The sequence below is a fragment of the Pseudomonas sp. NY15435 genome (assembly GCF_048068295.1).
In the GTDB taxonomy this organism is placed as follows: domain Bacteria; phylum Pseudomonadota; class Gammaproteobacteria; order Pseudomonadales; family Pseudomonadaceae; genus Pseudomonas.
On sequence record NZ_JBLUQA010000001.1, the window covers coordinates 684269 to 706858 of the forward strand.

Genomic DNA, 22590 nt, shown 5'->3' on the forward strand with positions numbered 1-22590 from the left:
AGCCTAGACGGCTTTGAAGAGTGCTGCGTGGCAGGCGTTGAGGAGCCTGTGTCATGCAGAAAAGCAAGGGTCTTACGACCTGGAACCAAGGTTTCAGATGCCTTTTCCTATGCCGATTGTGCATGGGGTAGGCATTTCCGGCATTAGACGGAGAAGGGGAGGGTCGGAATCATGCGCCCCTTTTTTCGCAGGCATCGGCATCCCGGTGATCCGGCGAACCCCGACTTCCACAAGAATCAAGGGTGACTCACTATGGGCAAAGCCAAGCTCAGCCTCGCCTGGCAGATCCTCATCGGCCTGGTACTCGGAATTGCACTGGGCGCCGCGCTCAACCATTTCAGCGCGGAAAAGGCCTGGTGGATCAGCAATATCCTCCAGCCGGCGGGCGACATCTTCATCCGCCTGATCAAGATGATCGTCGTACCGATCGTGATTTCATCGCTCATCGTCGGTATTGCCGGCATGGGTGATGCGAAGAAGCTCGGACGAATCGGTCTGAAGACCATCATCTACTTCGAAATCATCACCACGGTCGCCATCGTGGTCGGCCTGCTGCTGGCGAACATCTTCCAGCCCGGCGCCGGCATCGACATGAGCACCCTGGGCACTGTGGATATCTCCCAGTACGCGCAGACCGCCAAGGAAGTCGAACACCACCACGCGTTCATCGAGACCATCCTCAACCTGATCCCGTCGAACATCTTCGCGGCCATGGCCCGTGGCGAGATGCTGCCGATCATCTTCTTCTCGGTGATGTTCGGCCTGGGCCTGTCCTCGCTGCCGGCGCCGACCCGCGAGCCGCTGGTGAAGATGTTCCAGGGTGTGGCCGAGGCCATGTTCCGCGTCACCCACATGATCATGCGCTACGCCCCCATCGGCGTGTTCGCGCTGATCGCGGTGACGGTCGCCAACTTCGGCTTCGCCTCGCTGCTGCCACTGGCCAAGCTGGTGGTGCTGGTGTACTTCGCCATCGCCTTCTTCGCCTTCATGGTGCTGGGCCTGGCTGCGCGCCTGTTCGGCTTCTCCATCATCAAGCTGATGCGCATCTTCAAGGACGAGCTGGTCCTGGCGTATTCCACTGCCAGCTCCGAGACAGTGCTGCCGCGCATCATCGAGAAGATGGAAGCCTACGGTGCGCCGAAGGCCGTGAGCAGCTTCGTGGTACCCACCGGCTACTCGTTCAACCTTGATGGCTCGACCCTGTACCAGAGCATCGCGGCGATCTTCATCGCCCAGCTCTATGGCATCGACCTGTCCATCGGCCAGCAACTGATGCTGGTGCTGACCCTGATGGTCACCTCCAAGGGTATCGCCGGTGTGCCGGGCGTTTCCTTCGTGGTGCTGCTGGCGACCCTGGGCAGCGTGGGCATTCCGCTGGAAGGCCTGGCCTTCATCGCCGGTGTCGACCGCATCATGGACATGGCGCGCACCGCGCTGAACGTGATCGGCAACGCCCTTGCGGTCCTGGTGATCTCCAAGTGGGAAGGTGTGTACGACGCGCAGAAGGGCGCCCGCTACTGGCAGGCTATGCAGAATGGCCGCGTCGAAGCTTTCCTCGAAGGCGAGAGTGCGGACGGCAAGGAAAGCCCCGCCGCTCACTGACCCGCAAAGGTTATCCACAAGGCCCCGCTTAGTCCGGGGCCTTGTCGTTTCTGGCGCCGGGGGCGCCCGTGCCGCTATCATCGCGGCCATTCCAAGGGGGACATCGCATGCTCAACGGCCTGTGGCTGGGCTTTTTCATCGTCGCGGCGGTCACCGCGCTTTCCCGCTGGCTGCTGGGGGGCGAGGCCACCGTGTTCGCCGCCATGGTGGAAAGCCTGTTCGCCATGGCCAAGCTGTCGGTGGAGGTCATGGTGCTGCTGTTCGGCACCCTGACCCTGTGGCTGGGCTTCCTGCGCATCGCTGAAAAGGCCGGCCTGGTGGAGAAGCTCGCCGTATTGCTCGGCCCGCTGTTCCGCCGCCTGATGCCGGAAGTGCCCGCCGGCCATCCCGCCATCGGCCTGATCACCCTCAACTTCGCCGCCAACGGCCTGGGCCTGGACAACGCCGCCACGCCCATCGGCCTGAAGGCCATGAAGGCGCTGCAGGAGCTCAATCCCAGTAGCACCACCGCAAGCAACGCGCAGATCCTCTTCCTGGTGCTCAACGCCTCGTCGCTGACCCTGTTGCCGGTGACCATTTTCATGTACCGCGCCCAGCAGGGCGCGGTAGACCCGACCCTGGTGTTCCTGCCGATCCTGCTGGCGACCAGCGCATCGACTCTGGTCGGCCTGCTCAGCGTGGCGGTGATGCAGCGCCTGCGCCTGTGGGACCCGGTGGTGCTGGCCTACCTGATTCCCGGAGCGCTGGCGCTGGGTGCTTTCATGGCACTGCTGGCGGGGCTGTCCGCCACCGCGCTGGCGCAGCTATCCTCGCTGCTGGGCAATCTCACGCTGTTCGGCATCATCATGCTGTTCCTTGTCGTCGGCTGGCTGAAGAAGGTGCCGGTGTACGAAACCTTCGTCGAAGGCGCTAAAGAAGGCTTCGACGTCGCCAAGAGCCTGCTGCCTTACCTGGTGGCAATGCTCTGCGCGGTGGGCGTACTGCGTGCCTCCGGTGCGCTGGAGATGGCGCTGGATGGCATCCGCTGGGTGGTTGAAGGCGTGGGCTGGGACACCCGCTTCGTCGACGCGCTGCCCACCGCGCTGGTCAAGCCGTTCTCCGGCAGTGCCGCGCGCGCGATGCTGCTGGAAACCATGCAATCCCACGGCGTGGACAGCTTCCCAGCCCTGGTGGCTGCCACGGTGCAGGGCAGTACCGAGACCACCTTCTACGTGCTCGCCGTGTACTTCGGCGCCGTCGGCATCCAGCGCGCCCGCCATGCCGTGGGCTGCGCGCTGCTGGCGGACCTGTCCGGCGTGCTGGCGTCCATCGGCGTCTGCTACTGGTTCTTCGCCTGAAGAGCGTGAGTGGTCTTGCGCGCCGACTGCGCCTGGAACAGCAGCCATTCGCGCTGGATCACGCTGTAGGGCACGAACACGCTGAGGCGTGACATGCCGGCCAACTCGGGTCGGTCCACCGGTGGGGTGAAGCCCGCCTGGTAGCCGATGTTGATCCCCAGCACGCTGCCGTCGCTGGCGATCAGCGGCCCGCCGGACATCCCCTTGGCAATCGCTGCATCGTGCACGGCGTAGCGCTCACCGTTGGCGGAGCCGTTATCGACGAAGGGCACGGGCCAGACCTTGCCACGGGCGCTCATGGGAATCAGCAGCGAGCTGCTGCCCAGCGCCGTGACGGCTTCGCCCGCGCGGAACTGACGCCATTGCGGCAAGGCGCCGTCGGCCTTGTGGGCAATGAACAGCAAGTCACAGCCGGTACTGCAGCGGTAGGCCTGGTGACGCAGAAAGGGTGTGTGGGCGGCAGTCACGGCGTAGTCGGCATTCCATTGCACCGCCGAGGCGACGATGAAGCCGGGAATCGGCGGGCCGGAGAGGACGGTGAAGTAGCGGTCCGTCAGATCGTCGTCAGTCTCCGGTGAGACCCAGCCGTTGCAGCTGGCCAGGAAAGGCACTAGCAGAATTCCCCATAGATTTTTCATACGAAAGCTCTCCCTTATTTGTGGGAAAAGCTAACTATTAACCATGGAAAATTCCTATATAAATATAAGATTCTTACTTGCGCTATTTATTTAATAAGTATCGTCATTAATGAAGGTTTCCTACAAATTAATCTGTAGGAAGTTAATTTATAGAGGAGTCAACGAGTTTCAACGATCAGTACCAGGGATCTTCTGGAATGAGAATTTAATCGCAGAAGATAGTTTTCCGATGAGCGGTCTCGAAGCTTTCGCCAAGCTTTCAATTCCAGTAAATATGGGCCTTTGAGCCATTTTCTGATTGTCGAGCCGAGGCTTTTACACATAGGGTTACAAATAAGTCGCCCATCCAGAGCCTGCCTGCCACGGATGGGGATCATCGATTTCCCGCCGGGAAGTCCCCCGTGTATCAGCCCTGAGCGATGTTCTTATGGCCTCGAACAACTCCAAAGCCAAAGCCGTCTTCCGTGTGGTGAGTGGCAACTTCCTCGAGATGTATGACTTCATGGTGTATGGCTTCTATGCCACCGCCATTGCCAAGACCTTCTTCCCCGGCGATGACCCCTTCGCCTCCCTGATGCTGTCGCTGGCGACCTTTGGTGCCGGCTTCCTGATGCGCCCGTTGGGGGCCATCTTCCTCGGTGCCTACATCGACCGTCACGGCCGCCGCCAGGGACTGATCATCACCCTCGGCCTGATGGCCATGGGCACGCTGCTGATTGCCTTCGTGCCCGGTTACGCCACGCTGGGCGTCGCGGCACCCTTGCTGGTGCTCTTCGGCCGCCTGCTGCAGGGCTTCTCTGCCGGCGTGGAGCTGGGCGGTGTGTCGGTCTACCTCGCGGAGATTGCGACTCCCGGAAAGCGCGGCTTCTTCGTCAGCTGGCAGTCGGCGAGCCAACAGGTCGCGGTGGTCTTCGCCGGGCTGCTGGGCGTAATCCTCAACCACTGGCTGAGCCCGCAGGACATGGGCGAGTGGGGTTGGCGCGTGCCCTTCTTCGTCGGCTGCCTGATCGTCCCGGCGCTGTTCATCATCCGCCGCTCGCTGGAGGAAACTCCCGAGTTCCAGCAGCGTAAGCATCGTCCGACCCTAAGCCAGGTGCTGCGCTCCATCGGTCAGAACTTCGGCCTGGTGCTGGCCGGCACCGCCATGGTGGTGATGACCACCGTGTCCTTCTACCTGATCACCGCCTACACCCCCACCTTCGGCAAGAACGAACTGCACCTGTCGGACTTCGACAGCCTGCTGGTGACCATGTGCGTGGGCCTCTCCAATTTCATATGGCTGCCGCTGATGGGCGCCTTATCTGACCGCATCGGGCGCAAGCCGCTGCTGCTGGCCGCCACCGTGCTGGCGCTGGTCACGGCCTATCCGATGCTGTCCTGGCTGGTGGCCGAGCCGAGCTTTGCCCGCCTGCTGGAAGTGGAGTTGTGGCTGTCGTTCCTCTATGGCAGCTATAACGGCGCCATGGTCGTTGCACTCACCGAAGTCATGCCGGCGGACGTACGCACCACCGGTTTCTCCCTGGCCTACAGCCTGGCGACCGCGACCTTCGGTGGCTTTACCCCCGCGGTCTGTACCTGGCTTATCCACACTCTGGACAACAAGGCAGCCCCGGGCATCTGGCTCAGCGGCGCGGCGGCCCTCGGCCTGCTCGCCACCCTGGTGCTGTTCCGCAAGGGCGCCCGCGTTCGTGCCGGAGCTCTGGCCGCCAGCGCCTGAGACCGGCTGCGACGTTCTGCCCCAGCACGGTTCCGGGCGGCATTGACTTGGGTCAGGCCTGCCCGGCGCCGGCAGGAGAAGGATAGGGTCAACCCAATCCCTCTTCGCCAGCGGAGAACGCGTCATGATCACCCACACCACAGCCGAGCTCGCAGCCCTCGGGGCTGTCGGCGCAGATCACTGGATAGAAACCCTCGACGACGGCAGCCACGTGCTGATCCGCCCGTTGCGCGCGGAAGACCGCGAGCGCGAGCGCCTGTTCCTCGAGCGCCTGTCCCCCATGACCCGCAAGTTCCGCTTCCACGGCGAAGTGAAGATCGACGACCAATTGCTCGATCGCCTGATGGACGTGGACTACCAGACCACCATGGCCTTCATTGCCCTGACCCATGTGGACGGGGAGCTGCGCGAAGTCGGCATCAGCCGTTACGCGGCTGTGGATAACCAGCAGTGCGAATGTGCGGTGACCGTTGCCGACGACTTCAAGCAGCTGGGCCTGGGTCTCGCGCTGATGCGCCACCTGATCGACGTGGCCAAGCGCAACGGCTTCCACCAGATGTATTCGATCGACTCGTCCATGGACCGCGACATGCGAGACATGGCGCGCGAACTGGGCTTCCGCGCCCAGGTCGATCCGGACGACTCCTGCCAGGTCATCCGTCGCCTTGCGCTCTGAAGCCTGAAGCTGCTCCGGCGGGGATTCAGTCCCGCCGGCGCCACAGCGCCAGTCCCAGTAGTACCGCCAGCATCAAGGCGCCCAGTGCCGCCAGCGGATAGACCATGTCGTCATCCAGCAGTGGTTTCTCGATGCGCAGATAACCCTCGTCCTTGAACAGTTGCTTCGCCACCTCGTCGGCGTGGGCCAGGCTGACCTTCGCCAGGCGTTTGTCCTCGTCGGGGAATTTGCCGTCGTCGAAGTCCCCCAGCGCGCCCCAGTAGTAGTCCGCCAGCGTTGAGTTGCCCGGTGTGCTCCAGGCCAGCTGTGCACGCGTCACCCGCTGGATGCGGGCGAAGCGCTGTGGGTCGAGGCCGTCGTGGCGGATATTCTCCACCAGTTCGCGCAGCGCCTTCTGCGTCGCGCCTTGCTCGTCCCGTTCGACATCTGCATTGAGGCTCATGAAGCCCTGGTTGGCCCAGGCGGCGCGCTCGCTCCACGGCCCGTAGGACAGTTCGCGGCGCACGCGCAGCTCGGTATAGAGCGCATCGTTCAGGTACGCCTGCAACAGGTCCAGGGTGGCGCCATCGGCGTCCGCCGGCTCCGGGAAGATCCAATGCAGCACCGCGCTTTCGCCGAACAACCCGGTGGTCAGGTTGCGCTGGCGCTCGGCGGTGCTCTTCATCTGCGGCAGGTCGCGGCGCTCCGGCGTCTCGTGGTCGACCAGTGCGCCGTAGGTGCGGCCCAGGTAGACCGGCAGGCGGGGGTCGAGGTCGCCGACGATGATCAGGGTCATGTTGCTGGGGACGTACCAGTCCTTGCGCAGCTGCTCCAACTGGGCCTGGGTAAGGTTATCCACAGGGGCGCGTTCAGCACAGGCCAGGCCAAGCTCCACGGCCAGTTGTTCCTGCCCGGCGCGGCTGACGTTCTGGTGGTCCAGCCAGCGCTGCAGGTGCGAATAGTGGCCGCCGTCCTCGCGCACCAGTACCTGTTTGGCGGAGTCGATCTTGCGCTGGTCGAGCTGAGTGCGAGTGATGATTTCCAGCAGCAGGTCCAGCACCTGGCGCTGGGTGGCGGCAGGGGATTCGACGACGAAGGCGGTGTCACCTTCGCTGGTGTAGGCGTTCCACTGGCCACCCAAGGCCTGCATGCGCGCCTCGAGGTCAGCCTCGTCACCGCCGTCCAGGCCGCTGAAGAACAGATGCTCCATCAGGTGCGGAAGCTGCCGGTCGCGGCAACTGAAATCGCTGAAGCCGACACCGACGATCAGGCGGATCGACACATGGCCCTTCTCGCGGGTGGGCTTGAACAGCACGCCCATGCCGTTCTCCAACTGATAGGCCTCGACCGTCTGTCGCTGGTCCGCATGGGACCAGGTGCTCAGCAGCAGGGACAACAGGGGGACGAACAACCAACGCATGAGCGGTGTGCCTGAACGCAAAGCCCAGAGGATAGCGGAATGACCGGCGCGAACCCACCGTGTTCAACCTTTGTCGGGTGGCATCTTCGGTCATGGCCTCTGGCCTGCAAGGTCACTGCCGCTGCCGGACCACGACACTACGCTCAGATCATCTAACCTCACTGATGGACCCGTTGTTCGTTCCACCCGGAGCGATCTGGAGGCTACATGCGTGTCCTGATTACCGGCGCCGCAGGATTTCTCGGTCAGAGCCTGCTCAATGAGCTTGCCGTCCAGCATCTGGACTGGACACTCATTGCCGCCGATACGCAGCGGATCAAGTCCCAGGGCCTGCGACCGAACATCGAGCCGGTAACCCTCGACCTCAGTGTGGCCGCCCACACGCGGGCCTGCGTGGAACACTGGAAACCCGATGCAATCGTGCACCTGGCCGCCGTGGTCAACCCGCCGCGGGAGATGACTGCGCAAAAACGGCATGTCATCGAGGTCGGCGGTACCCGTGCACTGATCGAGGCGGCGCGCGATACCGGGGTACAGCAACTGATCGTCACCAGCTCCGGCGCCGCTTATGGCTTTCACCGCGACAACGCCGAGTGGATCGATGAATCGCATCCGCTGCGCGGCCATCCGCACCTGCTGCATGCCCGCTGCAAGCAGGAGATCGAGCAGTTGCTGGCCAACGCGCGGGAACGTTATCCACAGCTCAAGCAATTGATCCTGCGTCCCGGCACCATTCTCGGGCGGCGTGTGCATAACCCGCTGGCCGAACTCTTCGCCCGGCCCACCCTGGTGGGAGTGCTGGGGCACCGCAGCCGCTTCGTGTTCATCTGGGACCAGGATGTAGTGAACGTGATTCGCCAGGGGCTGGAGCGCGGCAGCGAGGGCATCTACAACCTCGCCGGTGATGGAGCCCTGTCCTTGCGCGAGATCGCCGCCCTGCTCAACAAACCCTACCGGCCCATGCCGGCAAGCCTGATGCGCGTAGGCCTGGGGCTGCTCAAGCCGCTCGGCCTGTCGCGTTTCGGACCCGAGCAGGTGGACTACCTGCGCTACCGGCCGGTGCTGGACAACCGCCGGCTGAAGGAGGAGTTCGGCTACGAACCGCGCTATTCCAGCCGCGAGGCTTTCCTCGCCTATCTGGCCGCGCGCGGGCCGAACGGCTGACGTCCAGTTTGTGGAAAACCTGTAGACAAGTCTGTTGAAAAGCTTGTGAGGCGCCTCTGCAGCTGGTGCCTTGATGTGCCCGCTAGCTTCCCGCCTGACGCCGCCGTTGGCGGTACTCGCCCGGCGTCAGCCCAGTCCAGTGGCGGAAGGCGCGGAAGAATACGCTGGGCTCGGAATAGCCGAGCAGGGCGGCAATATCCGTGGCCGGCAGGTTGCCTTCACCCAGGTAGCGTTCCGCCAGTTGTCGGCGCGTATCGGCCAGCAACTGTTGATAACTGCTGCCTTCTTCCGCCAGCCGGCGTTGCAGCGTGCGTTCACTCAGGCCCAGCTCGCTGGCTACTGCGGCGCGGCCAGGTTCGCCGCGGGTCAGTTGTTCGCCGAGCATGGCCACCACGCGGCCACTGATGCTGGCGCTGGGCAGACGGGCGAGCAGGCCCTCGGCGTGCTGGCGCAGAAGGTCGCGTAGTGGCGGGTTGGCCTGCGGCAGCGGCGCGTCGATGAGCGCGCGGGGTAGGCCCAGGGCGTAGTCCATTGCGTCGAATTGCAGAGGGCAATCGAAGGCCTTTTCGTAGTCCGCGAGGTTCGCCGGTTGGCTGTGCATGAAGCGGCAACCGGCCAGTTGCAGGCCAGCAAGCAGTGCGCGCAGCTGCCGCGCCCAGAACGCCAGCAGTGCCAGCGCGCGGGCGCGGGTGGCCGGTGGTTCCGGGTGCAGCGGGCGGTAACTCACCCAGATGATCTCGGCTTGCGCCTCGATGGCCACCTGGCCACCTTCGCCCACCAGGCGTTGATAGCGCATCGCCGATTCGAGGGCATCACCCATCGTGGTGCTCGACTGCAGCAGATAGCCCAGCGCGCTGAAGGACGCCGGCGACAGCGCCCGCCCCATGGCCAGGCCGGGCTCGTCTTGCTTCAGGTCGGACTGGATCGCTGCCCACATGCGCTCCTGCAACGCGAAGTCGATGCGCGCGTCCGGGTCGCTGAGCTGGGATTCCTGAATGCCGCTGGCGGCGAGCAGCGCGTCGCGGTTCAGACCGAGACGCACAGCCGCCAGCAGGATGGCCTGGGTCAGGCTGGCGCTGACCGAGGGAGGACGTTGAGATTGAGTGCATGCTTCCATGGCGGCGGATTCTGCCCGAACCCTGGGCGTCGTGATATCAGGACTTTGTAGGGGCTGGCGAAGGTTCCGACGGAACCACCGCTCAGGCCCCCTGGCCATCAACCCGTCGCGCTGGAGCCGGGGGAGGCCGGCCGCTGGGGATCCTGTACGGCCTCGACTTCGCGCTCGACGAAGTCTTCGTCTTCCACAGGCTCCCCGATTACCGAACCGCTGGCGTCCGGGTTGTCCAGAACAGCATAGGCGATGGCGCAGAACAGCGAGTTCAAGCGCTTCATGTCGCTGATCAGGTCCAGGTGCAGTGAGCTGGTCTCGATGCTCTGTACCACCTGCTGGCGCAGGCGATCGACGTGGGAATGGGCGAAGCGCCGCTCTTGCAGGCGGAAGCGCTGCTTGGCGCGGCGCAGGCGCTTGGCGCCTTCCTGGTCGCCATTGAGGAACACCGACAGCGAGAGGCGCAGGTTGGCCACCAGTTGTCCGTGGAGCACGGTGATCTCTTCAAGGCCGTTGTCGGAGAAGGAGCGGCTGCGCGAGGTCTTCTTGTCCTGCACGGCGCCGAGCATGTGTTCGATGATGTCGCCGGCCTGCTCGAGGTTGATCGCCAGTTCGATGATCTCCGCCCAGCGGCGGCTGTCGGCTTCGCTCAGGTCCTCGCGGGGCATGCGCGCCAGGTACAGCTTGATGGCGGTGTAGAGGGCATCGACATCGTCGTCCTGCTTGCGGATCTCCTTGCCCAGCAGCGGATCGCCGCTGTGGATAACCTGCATCAGGTTGTTCAGCATCTGCTCGACGATATCGCCCATGCGCAGGGTTTCGCGCACGGCGTTGACCAGTGCCAGGCTGGGCGTATCCAGCGCTGCCGGGTCAAGGTGGCGCGGGCGCACGACGTCTTCGGGCGAATGGCGGTCGGGCATGATGCGCGTGCAGAACGCCGCCATCTGCCCGGTCAGCGGCAGGCAAGCGAGGCAGCGGGTAGTGTTGTAGAGCACGTGGAAGGCAATCACCAGTTCGGCGGTGCTGAATTGCCAATGGTCGATCCAGTCGGCCAGCGGGCCCACCAGTGGTAGCACCAGGGCGCAGCCGGCGACCTTGAACAACAGGCTGCCCAGCGCCACGCGGCGGCCGGCGGCGTTCTGCGAGGAAGCGCTGATCATCGCCAGAATGCCGCTGCCCAGGTTGGCGCCGATCACCAGGCACAGCGCCACCTTCAGCGAGATCACCTTGGACGCCGCCAATGTCGCAGTGAGCAGCACGGCGGCGAGGCTGGAATAGGAAATCATCGCGAACAGCGCGCCGGTCAGGGCGTCCAGCATCACGTCGCCAGTCAGGCTGGAAAACAGCACCTTCACGCCCTTGGCCTGGGTCATCGGCTCTGCCGCCGCAACGATCAGCTGCAGCGCCAGGATGATCAGCCCCAGGCCGATGAACACCCGACCGAGTTGGCCCAGGCGCGACTTCTGCCGGCCGAGGAAGAAGATCACCCCGAAGAAGATCAGCAGCGGCGACAGCCACGACAGGTCCAGGGTCAGTACCCGCGCCATCAGTGCCGTGCCGACGTCCGCGCCGAGCATGATCGCCAGCGCCGGCGCCAGGGCCATCAGCCCGGTGGCGACGAAGGAAGTCGCCAGCAGCGCCGTGGCGTTGCTGCTCTGCACCAGGGCGGTGACGCCGATACCGGCGGCGAAGGCCAGCGGGCGTTTTTCCACGCTGCGGCTGAGGATTTTTCGCAGGTTGCTGCCGTAGACCCTGAGGATGCCGGTGCGGACGATATGTGTGCCCCACACCAACAGGGCGACGGCAGAGAGCAGATCGAGCAGTTTGAGCATGTCGGGCCCCCTCGCATTCAAGCGGGCCCGCAAGCGGTGCGTCCGTCTACGGACCCTGTAACGACCTCGCCCGCGGCTCCGTACAGACAGCGCGGAGGGCCGAGAAGGACACGGCAACACTCAGGCGATTGTCACAAGACTGTCATGGTAGACCCTCGTTCTTCCTTGAGGGTTCGCCAAATCGCTGATTTGCCGAGAATCCTGTCTGTCAGTAAAGCCGATCAAAAGCAGATGCGAGCGCCTTTGCATCGGTTAATTCGCACGGAATGGCGGGCGGTAATGTCTAGACTGCCGTCCATTTGCTGAAAGAAACTCACCCAAGGCCGAGGAGTAGTCCCATGCGTTGGTCGTTCCCCCTCGTGATCGCACTGGCCGTGGCCGGTTGCGGTGACAAGTCCGCCCTGCCGTTCACCGCCGGCACCGGACCGCAACCACAACTGCCGGAACCCCAGAGCAGCCTGCTGCCTACCGTTAACATCGCCAATGCCACCGGCTGGCCCGCCGAGCAGATGCCGCGTGCGGCCGAAGGCCTGGAAGTGCAGCGCTTCGCCGACAAGCTCGAACACCCGCGCTGGCTCTACGTGCTGCCCAATGGCGACGTGCTGGTGGCGGAAAGCTCGGCGCCGCCCAAGGAAGAGTCCGGTGGACTGAAGGACTGGGTTGCCGGCAAGGTCATGGCCAAGGCTGGGGCATCGGTGCCCAGCGCCAACCGCATCACCCTGCTGCGCGATGCCGACGGCGACGGCGTGCCGGAGCAGCGCAGCGTGCTGCTCGAAGGCTTGTTCTCGCCCTTCGGCATGGCCCTTGTGGATAACTGGCTGTACGTCGCCAATGCCGACGCGGTGGTGCGTTTCCCCTACAAGACCGGTGAGACGACGATCAACGCCAAGGCCGAGAAGGTCGTCGACCTGCCGGGCGGACCGATCAACCATCACTGGACCAAGAACATCCTCGCCAGCCCGGATGGCCGCTACCTCTACGCCACCGTGGGCTCCAACAGCAACGTCGGCGAGAACGGCCTGGACGCCGAGAAGAATCGCGCGGCGATCCTGCAGATCGACCTGTCCACTCGCAACGTGCGGGTGTTCGCCTCCGGCCTGCGCAACCCCAATGGCCTCGACTGGGAACCCAACAGCGGCGCCCTGTGGACCGCGGTGAACGAGCGTGACGAACTGGGCAACGACCTGGTGCCCGACTACATGACCTCGGTGAAGGACGGCGGCTTCTACGGCTGGCCCTGGAGTTACTTCGGCCAGCATGTGGATAAGCGCGTCGAGCCGCCGCGTCCGGACATGGTGGAGAAGGCTCTGGTGCCGGACTACGCCCTCGGCGCGCACACCGCCTCCCTCGGCCTTGCCTTCTATCAGGGCAGCCTGCTGCCGGAGCGCTATCGTGGCGGGGTGTTCATCGGCCAGCATGGCTCGTGGAACCGTAAACCGCGCAGCGGCTACCAGGTGGTATTCATCCCCTTCGGCAGTGGCAAGCCCAACGGCCAGCCAGTGACGGTGCTGGACGGCTTCGTCAACGACAAGGACGAGGCCATGGGGCGGCCAGTGGGCGTCGCTGTGGACAAGTTCGGCGGCCTGTTGGTGGCCGACGATGTGGGGAACACGGTGTGGCGGTTGCGCCCGGCTACCCTTAAGTGAACCGATAAGGAGAGAGCATGGCGATTGCCCGGCGTATTGCCCTGATGACCCTGCTGCTGGCGCTGGGCGCCTGCAGCAGCCTGTTCGGCACACGCGACCCCTTGCGCATCGATCTGGTCGGCCTGGAACCGGCGAGCGGCCAGGGCATGGAAGCGCGTTTCACGGTCAAGCTGCGGGTGCAGAACCCCAATGACCAGGCCATCGACTACAACGGTATCGCCCTGGATCTGTCGGTGAACGGCCAGCCGTTGGCCAGCGGCGTGAGCGATGCCAGCGGGCAAGTGCCGCGCTTCGGAGAAGCGGTGATCAGTGTGCCGGTGAGCATCTCGGCGTTCTCTGCCTTTCGCCAGGCCTGGGGCCTGTCGGGCGGGCCGCCGCGCCAAGGCATGCCCTACGAGATCAACGGCAAGCTGGCCGGCGGTCTGTTCGGTACGGTGCGCTTCAACGACAAGGGCGTGCTGAATTGGCCTGAGCCGGTGGCACGTCCAAGCAATCCGCTGTGAATAAAAAGCCGGGCTGTGGATAGCCCGGCTTTTTGTTTCTTCACAGTGCGCCTGTGGATAGCTCTTGCAGGCTATTGGCCCGGAATGTCCTTGCGCAGTTTTACCGGGTCCACGTCCTTCTTCCCGCGCGCGGTGCGCATGCGGATGTTCAGGGCTTCCACCGCCAGCGAGAAGGCCATGGCGAAGTAGACGTAGCCCTTGGGCACGTGGACTTCAAAGGCTTCGGCGATCAGCACAGTGCCGACCACGATGAGGAAGGACAGCGCCAGCATCTTCAGCGACGGGTGCTTGTCGATGAAGTCGCTGATGGCGCCGGCGCACAGCATCATCACCAGCACCGCGACGATGATCGCCGCAACCATCACCGGCACGTTGGAGACCATGCCCACGGCGGTGATCACCGAGTCCAGCGAGAACACGATGTCGATGATGGCGATCTGGATGATGGTGCCGAGGAAGCCGCCCATCACGCTCTTGGGTTCGTCCTCGGTTTCGTCTTCGCCTTCCAGGCCGTGGAAGATCTCGCTGCTGCTTTTCCACAGGAGGAACAGCCCGCCGAAGAACAGGATCAGGTCGCGCCCGGAGATGCCCTGGCCGAACACGTGGAACAGGTCCGCGGTGAGGCGCATCACCCAGGTGATCGAGAGCAGCAGCAGGATGCGGGTGACCATCGCCAGCGCCAGCCCGAAGAAGCGCGTGCGCGGCTGCATGTGCTTGGGCATGCGGCCGACCAGGATGGAAATCATGATGATGTTGTCGATGCCCAGGACGATCTCCAGGGCAGTCAGGGTGAAGAACGCAATCCAGATTTCAGGGCTGGTGAGCCATTCCATTTAATCGGTACTCGAAGTCAGTCGTTAAGCCATTCATTGATTGAACAGGGGGAACAGGCCCAGTAGCAGGGCCGCGGCCAGGATCGCCAGGCACACCAGCACGGCCCACTTGAGGGTGAAGCGCTGGTGGTCGCCGAAGTCCACCTTGGCCAGGCCCACCAACAGGTAGGTGGACGGCACCAGTGGGCTGAGCAGGTGCACCGGCTGGCCGACGATGGAGGCGCGGGCCATTTCCACGGGGCTGATGCCGTACTGCGCGGCGGCCTGCGAGAGTACCGGGAGCACGCCATAGTAGAAAGCGTCATTCGACATGAAGAAGGTGAACGGCATGCTCACCAGCGCCGTGATGGTCGCCAGGTACGGCCCGAGTGCCGGCGGGATCACCGCCAGCAGGCTCTTGGACATGGCTTCGACCATGCCCGTTCCGGAAAGAATCCCGGTGAACACGCCAGCGGCGAAGATCAGCGAGACCACCGCGAGAACGTTCTCGGCATGGGCGCCAATGCGCTTCTTTTGCTCCAGGATGCAGGGATAGTTCACGATCATCGCGATACCGAAAGCGATCATGAAGAGAACTGGCATGGGCAACAGGCCGGCGATCAGGGTCCCCATCAGAACCACCGTGAGCACCGCGTTGAACCACAGCAGGTGCGGTCGACGTGCCTCGGGATACTGCGACACGCTCACTTCCGCCATGGCCTCGTGGTCGGTGGGCAGGTGCAGCTCGCCCAGGCGGGCGCGCTCGCGTTTGCCGTAGACCCAGGCCAGGCCGAAGATCGCCGCGATGCCGGCGAGCATGGCCGGGATCATCGGCACGAAGATGTCTGCCGGGTCCACGTGCAGCGCGCTGGCCGCGCGGGCGGTGGGGCCGCCCCAGGGCGTCATGTTCAGTACGCCGCTGGAGAGCATGATCAGGCAGGCCATCAGCAGCGGGCTCATGCCCAGCCGGCTGTAGAGTGGCAGCACGGCGGCGACGCAGATCATGTAGGTGGTCGAGCCGTCGCCATCCAGCGAGACGATCATCGCCAGCGCGGCGGTGCCCATCGACACCTTCAGAGGGTCGCCCTTGACCAGCCTGAGGATGCGCCGCACCGCGGGGTCGAACAGCCCGGAGTCGATCATGATGGCGAAGTAGAGGATGGCGAACATCAGCATCACGCCGGTCGGCGCCAGGGTGCGGATGCCGTCCAGCATCATCGGCCCCAGGCCCTTGGCGAATCCGCCGAGCAGGGCGAAGGCGATCGGGACCAGGATCAGCGCGATCAGCGCCGAGAGCCGCTTGGTCATGATCAGGAACATGAAGGTCGCCACCATGGCGAAGGCGAGGAAAGTCAGCATGGGGATAACTCCGGGTCGGCGCGAAGGATTAGCAGCGGCTGTGGATAAGTACGCGCGGAGCGGACGGAGTCGGGGCGGATAGGGACAGGAAGCGGGGCATGGGCGATCACCGATTGTTGTTTTTGTACGCTGCGCGAACGCAGGTCCGGCCGGGAGGACCGAGGCGGCGATGCTAGGGGGTCAAGCTTTCAGCAGGCTTTCGCAGTCGACGACCGCTGATCGGTGCGTCTTTGTAGGAGCGAGCTTGCTCGCGAATAACGAACATCTCCTGTGAATAAGTGACCAGCGTGCTGCAAGTTCGCGAGCAAGCTCGCTCCGACAGGTTCAATCCAGTCGCGGTGGACGGCATCAGGAGCCCAGCGCCTGGATCGCCCCCATCACCACCAGCAGGCTGGCGCCGGCCAGCAAGGTCTGCAGGGTGATGATCCCGGCCATCAGTCCGCTCTCGCCGCCCAACTGGCGGGTCAGCACATAGGCAGTCGGGGCTGTGGGTAGCGCGAAGAACATCACCAGCAGGGCACTTTCCAGCGGCGGCAGCGCCAGCAGGCGGGCGATGGCGAAGGCCAGCAGCGGCATGGCCAGCAGGCGGATCGCGCAGTTCCAGCCCAGCGCCGAGACTTCTGCGCGCAGTTCCTGCGGCTGCAGGGCGGCGCCCACGCAGAGCAGGCCCAGCGGCAGGCTGGCTACCGCCAGCAGGTTGAACAGCCGGTCAGTGCCGCCGGGCATTCCTATGCCCGTCACGTTGAGCAGGGCGCCAGCGACGCAGGCAAGGATCAGCGGGTTCTTCACGATGGGCAGCAGCAGGGAACGCAGGCTGATGCCGCGTTCGGCGGTCAGCGCCCAGACCGACATCACGTTCACCGTCGGTACCATCAGCGCTAGCATCAGCGCGGCCAGGGTCAGCCCCGGCTTGCCGTAAAGGCTGCCGACAGCGGCGAGGCCCAGGTAGGTGTTGAAGCGCAGCACGCCCTGGGCAATAGCGCCGAAACGCGCGGCGTTCCAGCCGCGCAGGCGCTTGACGATCAGCAGGGCGACCCAGGCGACGCCCAGGCCCAGCATGACTGCCAACGCCTGACGGGCGAGGCCGGGATCGTTCAGCGGTGCGCTGGCCAGGCTGCTGGCCAGCAGCGCGGGGAACAGGATGAAGTAGTTGAGCCGCTCCGCAGCGGGCCAGAAGGCGTCGCCGGGAAAGCCTTTGCGGCGCAGCACGAAGCCGCCGACGATCAGCGCGAACAACGGCCAGAGGGCCTGGAACAGAGCGGTCACGGTAACCCCAAGAGGGTGGTGGAGGCAGGCATCTTGCCGAGGGCGCGCGGGGAAGGGCAAGGCGTGTGGATAAGTTTTCACGCTGCCTGAAGCGGTTTTCCACAGACGCAGCCGCTGTGGAAAACCTTGTCCACAGAGTCAGCGACGGAAACCGCCTCCGCCGAAGTGGCCACCGCCGAAATGCCCGCCACCGAAGCCGCCGCCGCCCCATTGGCGCTGGGTCTGGCCGAAGCGTTGCTGGCCGATCTGGCGCGACTGGTACTGCTGGTCCAGTTGGCTGCGGACGTTGGCCTGGTTCTGTTGAACCGGCTGCCATCCGTTGCTGGTGTGCTGCTGCCAGCCGCTGTCGGTGTGCTGATAGACGTTGCCGTCGTGGCCGGCATACACGTCGCCGTTCTTCCAGGCTACCGCATTGCCGGTGCGGCGGTTGTAGCTGACGCCCTGGTTCTGCTTGTCGTAGCTGCCGCGGCCATCGTCCACGTCGCCGGAGATACCTCGCTCGGCGATGGTGGTGCGACCGGTCCGGGCGTTGTGCTGGATACCCTGCTGGCCAGCCTTGAAGTCACCGCTGTCGGCGTCGTAGGCGACACCGCCGCGGCCTGCGCCGGACATGCCGGTGGACGCGTTGGAGTAAGCCCCGCGCCGCCCGGCCGCGCCCTCGTTTGTGTAGGGATTGAAGGCCGAACCCTGGGCGCCCTGGAAGTGCGTACCGGTGCGCGGGTTGTAGCCTACCGCCGAGCTGCCTTGCCACTGGGTGCCGGTCCAGCCGTTGTAGCCATAGGCGTGGGTGACCGTGCCCTGGCCCCAGCGGCCGTAGAAGTTCGCCTGGTTCACGTTGGCGTAGCTCCAGCCGCCGTGCGGATAGGGGCCCCAGTACGGACCCCAGTAGGGCTCCGGAGACCCCCAGTAGGCGCCCGCCGCGTAACCGAAGGCGAAGCCGGTCAGAGCGCCCACGGCAAAGCCCGCGCCGTAGCCGTAGGTCGGCGGATAGCCGTAGTAGACGGTCTGGCTGACGTAGGCCGGGTAGGTGTAGCCGGTGCCGTAGACCACCGTGCCATCGCCGTTCACCACTACGCCCAGGTAGCCGGGCGTGTAGCCCACCACCACGGTCTGCGGGGTGACCGAGTAGATGTGCACATAGGTCACGTAGTACACCGGCGAGCTGGGCGGGATGCCGTAGATCGCCGCCGGCACCTCGGTCGCCACCTGCCACGGGCCGGTGGGGCTGGGGGCGACGAACCAGACGCCGTTGGTGACGGCGAAGAACTGGTTGGGCGCGACCTCGATCACCGGCGTCGGTGTGTTCACCGCGTACTGCAGGCTGGTGCCGCTGATGGGCTGGAAGCTGGGTGCGCCGTCGTAGCTGACCTTCATGGTTGCCTTGCTGCGCGAGACCGAGGCGGTTTGCGGGATGCTCGCCGCGATGGCTGCTTCCTTGGCCTGAGGAGTGCCGGGCACCGAGACCAGCACGTTGGCCTTCGGGTCCTTGGGCGAGATCCTGGCGAAATCGGCGGGCAAGTCCTTGCCCTCGACGAACTGCCATGGTCCCTTCTCGCCGGGGCCACTGAACCAGCGTCCGGAGAGCAGCACGTACCAGGTGTTGTGGGTTGGATCGACGAACACCGCGTGGTCGGCATTCTGCATCGTCAGCAGGCTGATGCCGTCCACCGGCTGCATCTGCGCGGTGCCGTCGCTGACGATCAGCTCGGTGGGGCGGGTCGCTACCAGGATCGCAGGCGCCTTGCTCGGCACTTTGCCGTCCTTGGGCAGCAACGCGTCCACCGGGCCGGCTTTCTCCGCCACCTGCTGCGCGTTGAGCAGCGCCTTGGGTGGCTGGCTCAGCACCAGCCAGCTGCCATCCAGCGCCTGGGCCGTGTACCAGTTGCCGGCGGCATTGAGGTAGTGGTTGCCCTGGGCGTCGCGCAGGATCAACACGCGGCTGTTGAGCACGCGCTGGAAGTCGCTGCCCGGCAGGGCCTGCCAATTCGGCTGGCCGTCGATCATCACCAGCACGGTCGGCGTCGCGGCGAAGACGATTTGCGGCGCGTCGTTCTTCACGTCCACATGGCGCAACTGATCGAGTTGCTGGTTCACCGCGTAGCTGGCCTGCAGCTCATCGAGGGAGACCGTCAGGCCGTCCTTGGGCAAGCGCGCCACCAGCGCGTCGCGCACATTGCCGGCGCTGTCCGGGGCAGTGGGCACTTCCACCTTGTCGATGCGCAGGTCGGTGAGTTGCACCAGCCCCGTGGCCTTGTCGATGGCGGCAGCGGCGGAGAACTGCGCCACGCCGTAGGTCGGTGCGCCGTTGGCGGGCCCGATGGCGATGGCCGCGCGGCCACTCATGCGGGTTCCGTCCCAGCCCTCGATCTGCGGCTGGAAGATCTGCACGTGCTGTTCGCCCAGGGCGAAATCCCGCGGCCATTTCAGCTCGGTGACGGCCGGGGCCTGGGGATCGGCGGCGAAGGAAAGAGCAGGGTGCAGCGATAGCCCGATGGCGAACGCCAGGGCCGACAGAACGGGACGTAAAGCCATGCTGGAAACCTTCCTTGAGGAGAGCTGCGTTCAACCTTAGTGCAGCGCGGAACAACCCGCGCGGCCCCGAGCTCTCCCCTGCGCCATGCTGGTGCAGTTTTGCCCGCAAGGCAGCTTTTTCTTATGGCGCAACGACATATTTAATAATTTTCCGAGCCTCCCGCTTCGGCCACCATCGGCCTGTCAGACATGTCGCGAGACAAAGCCTTCAGACGCTGAGCCAAAGAGCTCGATGCCGCCCATGTCCCGGTTTTACCGGCCTCCTGGCCACTGCCGCAGTAAATCAACAACAAAAGCCAAACGGCTGTGGGAGTGCTTCATGATCAAGTCCTTGCTCGTGCGTTCCATCGCGTGTTCCGCCCTGGCCCTCGCCGCCGTTTCCGGCGCGCAGGCCGGCACCCTGTCCATCGGCCACACCACCTGGGTCGGTTACGGCACCCTGTACCTCGCCCGCGACCTGGGCTACTTCAAGGAACAGGGCCTGGACCTGCAGCTCACCACCATCGAGGAAGCCTCGATGTACATGGCGGCCCAGGCTTCCGGCCAGCTCTCCGGCTCGGCCTCCACCATCGACGAAATCCTCAAGTACCGTCCCAAGTTCTGCTTCAAGGCCGTGGCCGCGCTGGACGACAGCCATGGCGGCGACGGCGTGCTGGTGGGCAAGGACGTCACCTCGCTGGCCCAGCTCAAGGGCCAGGAAGTGGCGGTCAACGAAGGCTCCGTCTCGCAGTTCTGGCTGGCCTACCTGCTCAAGCATGCCGGCATGAGCATGAGCGACATCAAGGTGCAGAACATGACCGCCGATGATGCCGCCAGCGCCTTCATCGCCGGCCGCGTGCCCGCCGCCGTGACCTGGGAGCCGCATCTCTCGCTGGTCCGCGAGAAGCAGCAGGGCAAGGTGCTGGTGGACAGCTCCACCACCCCCGGTGTGATCGTCGACGTAGTCGCCCTCAACTGCGACGTCATCGAGAAGCAGCCCGAGGACGTGAAGGCCCTGGTGAAAGGCCTGTACAAGGCCGTGCAGTACACCAAGGAGCACCCGGACGAGGCCTACGCCATCATGGCCAAGGGCGTCGGCGGCTACCTCTCCGATCCCAAGGCCCTGGCCGATGCCGCCAAGGGCGTGCGCTTCTACGACAAGGCGATGAGCGAGCAGCTCATTGGCACCCCCGGCAAGCCCGGCGACATCAAGGGCCTGATCCGTCTCGCCAACGAGACCTGGAGCGGCCTGCAGGGCAAGCGCCTGGAAGTCAGCTACGACGACCTGGTCGACCCGCGTTTCGTCTCCGAGTAACCGTCTCACTCTTGTCCCCGCGGGCGGCCTGGCGCCGCTCGCCTGGAGGAATCCGCGATGCCTCGTCGTTCGCAATCCTGGCTCAGCCGTTGCCTGACGCCCAAGGTCGACCTGCCGTTGAAGCTGGTCTGGTCCGCCGGCACCCTGTGCTGGCTGCTCGTGTTCGGCCTGTGGGCCGGGCTTTCCTACGGCGGCGTGGTGCCGGCGATGTTCCTGCCGACCCCGGACGCGGTGCTCGCGGCCGGCGTGCGCCTGGCCAGTGATGGCACCCTCGCCACCCACGTGATGGCCAGCGTCAAGGTGGTGATGATCGGCTTCATCATCTCCTCGCTGGTGGCCGTGCCGCTGGGCCTGCTGATGGGCAGCTTCCGCATCGTCCAGGCCTTCCTCGAACCGCTGGTGAACTTCATCCGTTACCTGCCGGTGACCTCCTTCGTGCCGCTGTTCATCCTGTGGATCGGCATCGGCCTGGAACAGCGCGTCACCGTGATCATCTTCGGCGTGTTCTTCCAGCAACTGGTGATGATCGCCGACGTCTCCCGCGGCGTCGCCAAGGACCTGGTCAACGCCTCCTACACCCTGGGCTGCAACCGTCGCGACGTGGTCCTCCACGTGCTCGGCCCGGCCTCGCTGCCCGGCGTGCTCGACACCCTGCGCGTGACCATGGGCTGGGCCTGGACCTACCTGGTGGTCGCCGAACTGGTCGCTGCTTCCAGTGGCCTGGGCTACATCAGCCTCAAGGCCATGCGCGGCTTCCAGGTCGATGTGATCTTCCTGGCCATCGCCATCATCGGCCTGCTGGGCCTGATTACCGACCAACTGTTCCGATTCATTCGACTGAAGGTGGCGTCATGGGCGCAGTAGCGATCAAGCAGGAAGAACAATCCGTGACCGGTCAGCAACCTGCCAGCCCGGCCCGCCTGCGGGTGGAGAACGTCAGCCTGCGCTACCGCACGCCGGACGGCGGCACCTTCAGCGCGCTGGAGAACGTTTCCTTCGAAGTACCGGACCAGCAGTTCGCGGTCATTGTCGGCCCGTCCGGCTGCGGCAAGTCGAGCCTGCTCTACCTCACTGCCGGCCTGTCCGAGCCCACCGAGGGCGACATCTACGTCGGCGGGCAACTGGTGGACGGCCCCGGCGCCGACCGCGGCATGGTGTTCCAGAGCTACACCCTGTTCCCCTGGCTCACCGTGCGCCAGAACGTCGAATTCGGCCTCAAACGTCGCGGCATGCCGGCGGCCGAGCGCCGCGAGATCGTCGACTACTACCTTGACGAAGTCGGCCTGCGCCGCTTCGAGAACAACTACCCCAAGCAGCTTTCTGGCGGAATGATGCAGCGCGTGGCGATCGCCCGCGCGCTGGCCAACGACCCGCAGATCCTGCTGATGGACGAGCCCTTCGGTGCCCTCGACAGCCAGACCCGCATGCAGATGCAGCAACTGCTGCTGCGCGTGTGGGACCACAGCAAGAAGACCGTGGTGTTCGTCACCCACGACATCGACGAGGCCATCCTGCTGGGCGACCGCGTCTACGTCATGGGCGCGCGCCCAGGGCGCATCAAACGCATCCTCGACGTGCCCATCGAGCGCCCGCGCTCGCTGGACATGGTCATGGACCGCCAGTTCATCGAGATGAAGCGCGAGATCCTCGGGCTGCTGCACGACGATCTGGAAGAGGCGCATTGAAAGCCCGTCGCCGCTATCCC

Annotated in this window: 18 protein-coding genes; 10 read left to right on the forward strand and 8 right to left on the reverse strand. The window is 64.8% G+C overall.

Annotation, left to right across the window (positions count from 1 at the left end):
- Positions 1-252 precede the first annotated feature (252 nt).
- Both gltP and ACNFH5_RS03275 read left to right on the forward strand, forming a co-directional pair.
- On the forward strand, positions 253-1602 hold the full coding sequence (gltP, locus tag ACNFH5_RS03270) for a glutamate/aspartate:proton symporter GltP (RefSeq protein ID WP_054907601.1): 1350 nt from the start codon (positions 253-255) through the stop codon (positions 1600-1602).
- Positions 1603-1709: 107 nt separating this feature from the next.
- The gene (locus ACNFH5_RS03275) at positions 1710-2939 is read left to right on the forward strand and encodes a nucleoside recognition domain-containing protein (RefSeq protein WP_416744156.1); all 1230 of its coding nucleotides are present in this window, start codon (positions 1710-1712) and stop codon (positions 2937-2939) included.
- Here ACNFH5_RS03275 and ACNFH5_RS03280 read toward each other — a convergent pair.
- On the reverse strand, positions 2921-3577 hold the full coding sequence (locus ACNFH5_RS03280; RefSeq protein ID WP_416744158.1) for a serine protease: 657 nt from the start codon (positions 3575-3577) through the stop codon (positions 2921-2923). The genes ACNFH5_RS03275 and ACNFH5_RS03280 overlap by 19 nt on opposite strands.
- Positions 3578-4004: 427 nt before the next feature.
- On the opposite strand from ACNFH5_RS03280, the gene ACNFH5_RS03285 reads away from it, so the two are divergent.
- Complete coding sequence (locus tag ACNFH5_RS03285) at positions 4005-5294, forward strand: MFS transporter (protein ID WP_416744159.1); 1290 nt, start codon at positions 4005-4007, stop codon at positions 5292-5294.
- A 124-nt stretch (positions 5295-5418) separates the two neighbouring features.
- Positions 5419-5970, forward strand: a complete 552-nt coding sequence (locus tag ACNFH5_RS03290) for a GNAT family N-acetyltransferase (protein WP_416744161.1) — start codon at positions 5419-5421, stop codon at positions 5968-5970.
- Between the two features lie 25 nt (positions 5971-5995).
- Here the strand turns inward: ACNFH5_RS03290 and ACNFH5_RS03295 are convergent, their stop codons facing one another.
- A complete protein-coding gene (locus ACNFH5_RS03295; RefSeq protein ID WP_416744163.1) occupies positions 5996-7369 on the reverse strand; it encodes a M16 family metallopeptidase in 1374 nt (457 codons plus the stop codon).
- Between the two features lie 207 nt (positions 7370-7576).
- Here ACNFH5_RS03295 and ACNFH5_RS03300 point away from each other — a divergent pair, with 207 nt between their 5' ends.
- Positions 7577-8533, forward strand: a complete 957-nt coding sequence (locus ACNFH5_RS03300; protein WP_416744164.1) for an NAD-dependent epimerase/dehydratase family protein — start codon at positions 7577-7579, stop codon at positions 8531-8533.
- An 82-nt stretch (positions 8534-8615) separates the two neighbouring features.
- Here ACNFH5_RS03300 and ACNFH5_RS03305 read toward each other — a convergent pair whose 3' ends face one another.
- A complete protein-coding gene (locus tag ACNFH5_RS03305) occupies positions 8616-9650 on the reverse strand; it encodes an AraC family transcriptional regulator (RefSeq protein ID WP_416744165.1) in 1035 nt (344 codons plus the stop codon).
- A gap of 98 nt (positions 9651-9748) precedes the next feature.
- Positions 9749-11473 (reverse strand): Na/Pi cotransporter family protein, encoded by a 1725-nt coding sequence (locus ACNFH5_RS03310; protein ID WP_416744166.1) that lies wholly within the window; start codon positions 11471-11473, stop codon positions 9749-9751.
- A 338-nt stretch (positions 11474-11811) separates the two neighbouring features.
- Here ACNFH5_RS03310 and ACNFH5_RS03315 point away from each other — a divergent pair, with 338 nt between their 5' ends.
- Positions 11812-13119 carry a PQQ-dependent sugar dehydrogenase gene (locus ACNFH5_RS03315; RefSeq protein ID WP_416744167.1) on the forward strand — a complete coding sequence of 436 codons (1308 nt, stop codon included), beginning with the start codon at positions 11812-11814 and terminating at the stop codon, positions 13117-13119.
- Between the two features lie 17 nt (positions 13120-13136).
- Positions 13137-13622 (forward strand): LEA type 2 family protein, encoded by a 486-nt coding sequence (locus ACNFH5_RS03320; RefSeq protein WP_416744169.1) that lies wholly within the window; start codon positions 13137-13139, stop codon positions 13620-13622.
- A gap of 71 nt (positions 13623-13693) precedes the next feature.
- On the opposite strand, the gene ACNFH5_RS03325 is transcribed toward ACNFH5_RS03320, so the two are convergent.
- The 4 genes from ACNFH5_RS03325 to ACNFH5_RS03340 all read right to left on the reverse strand — a co-directional run bounded on the left by ACNFH5_RS03325 (position 13694) and on the right by ACNFH5_RS03340 (position 19591).
- Positions 13694-14455, reverse strand: a complete 762-nt coding sequence (locus ACNFH5_RS03325) for a TerC family protein (RefSeq protein ID WP_416744171.1) — start codon at positions 14453-14455, stop codon at positions 13694-13696.
- A gap of 33 nt (positions 14456-14488) precedes the next feature.
- Positions 14489-15793, reverse strand: a complete 1305-nt coding sequence (locus ACNFH5_RS03330; RefSeq protein WP_416744172.1) for a CitMHS family transporter — start codon at positions 15791-15793, stop codon at positions 14489-14491.
- Positions 15794-16141: 348 nt separating this feature from the next.
- Complete coding sequence (locus ACNFH5_RS03335; protein WP_416744390.1) at positions 16142-17119, reverse strand: AEC family transporter; 978 nt, start codon at positions 17117-17119, stop codon at positions 16142-16144.
- Between the two features lie 78 nt (positions 17120-17197).
- Positions 17198-19591: a carbohydrate-binding family V/XII gene (locus ACNFH5_RS03340; protein WP_416744174.1), complete on the reverse strand. Its 2394-nt coding sequence runs from the start codon at positions 19589-19591 to the stop codon at positions 17198-17200.
- Positions 19592-19910: 319 nt separating this feature from the next.
- On the opposite strand from ACNFH5_RS03340, the gene ACNFH5_RS03345 reads away from it, so the two are divergent.
- From ACNFH5_RS03345 to ACNFH5_RS03355, 3 genes are read left to right on the forward strand one after another with little or no spacing between them, the layout of a single operon-like run.
- On the forward strand, positions 19911-20885 hold the full coding sequence (locus ACNFH5_RS03345; RefSeq protein WP_416744176.1) for an ABC transporter substrate-binding protein: 975 nt from the start codon (positions 19911-19913) through the stop codon (positions 20883-20885).
- A 57-nt stretch (positions 20886-20942) separates the two neighbouring features.
- On the forward strand, positions 20943-21749 hold the full coding sequence (locus ACNFH5_RS03350; RefSeq protein WP_024764976.1) for an ABC transporter permease: 807 nt from the start codon (positions 20943-20945) through the stop codon (positions 21747-21749).
- Positions 21737-22570, forward strand: a complete 834-nt coding sequence (locus tag ACNFH5_RS03355; protein ID WP_416744178.1) for an ABC transporter ATP-binding protein — start codon at positions 21737-21739, stop codon at positions 22568-22570. Before ACNFH5_RS03350 ends, ACNFH5_RS03355 begins: the two co-directional genes overlap by 13 nt.
- Positions 22571-22590 lie beyond the last annotated feature (20 nt).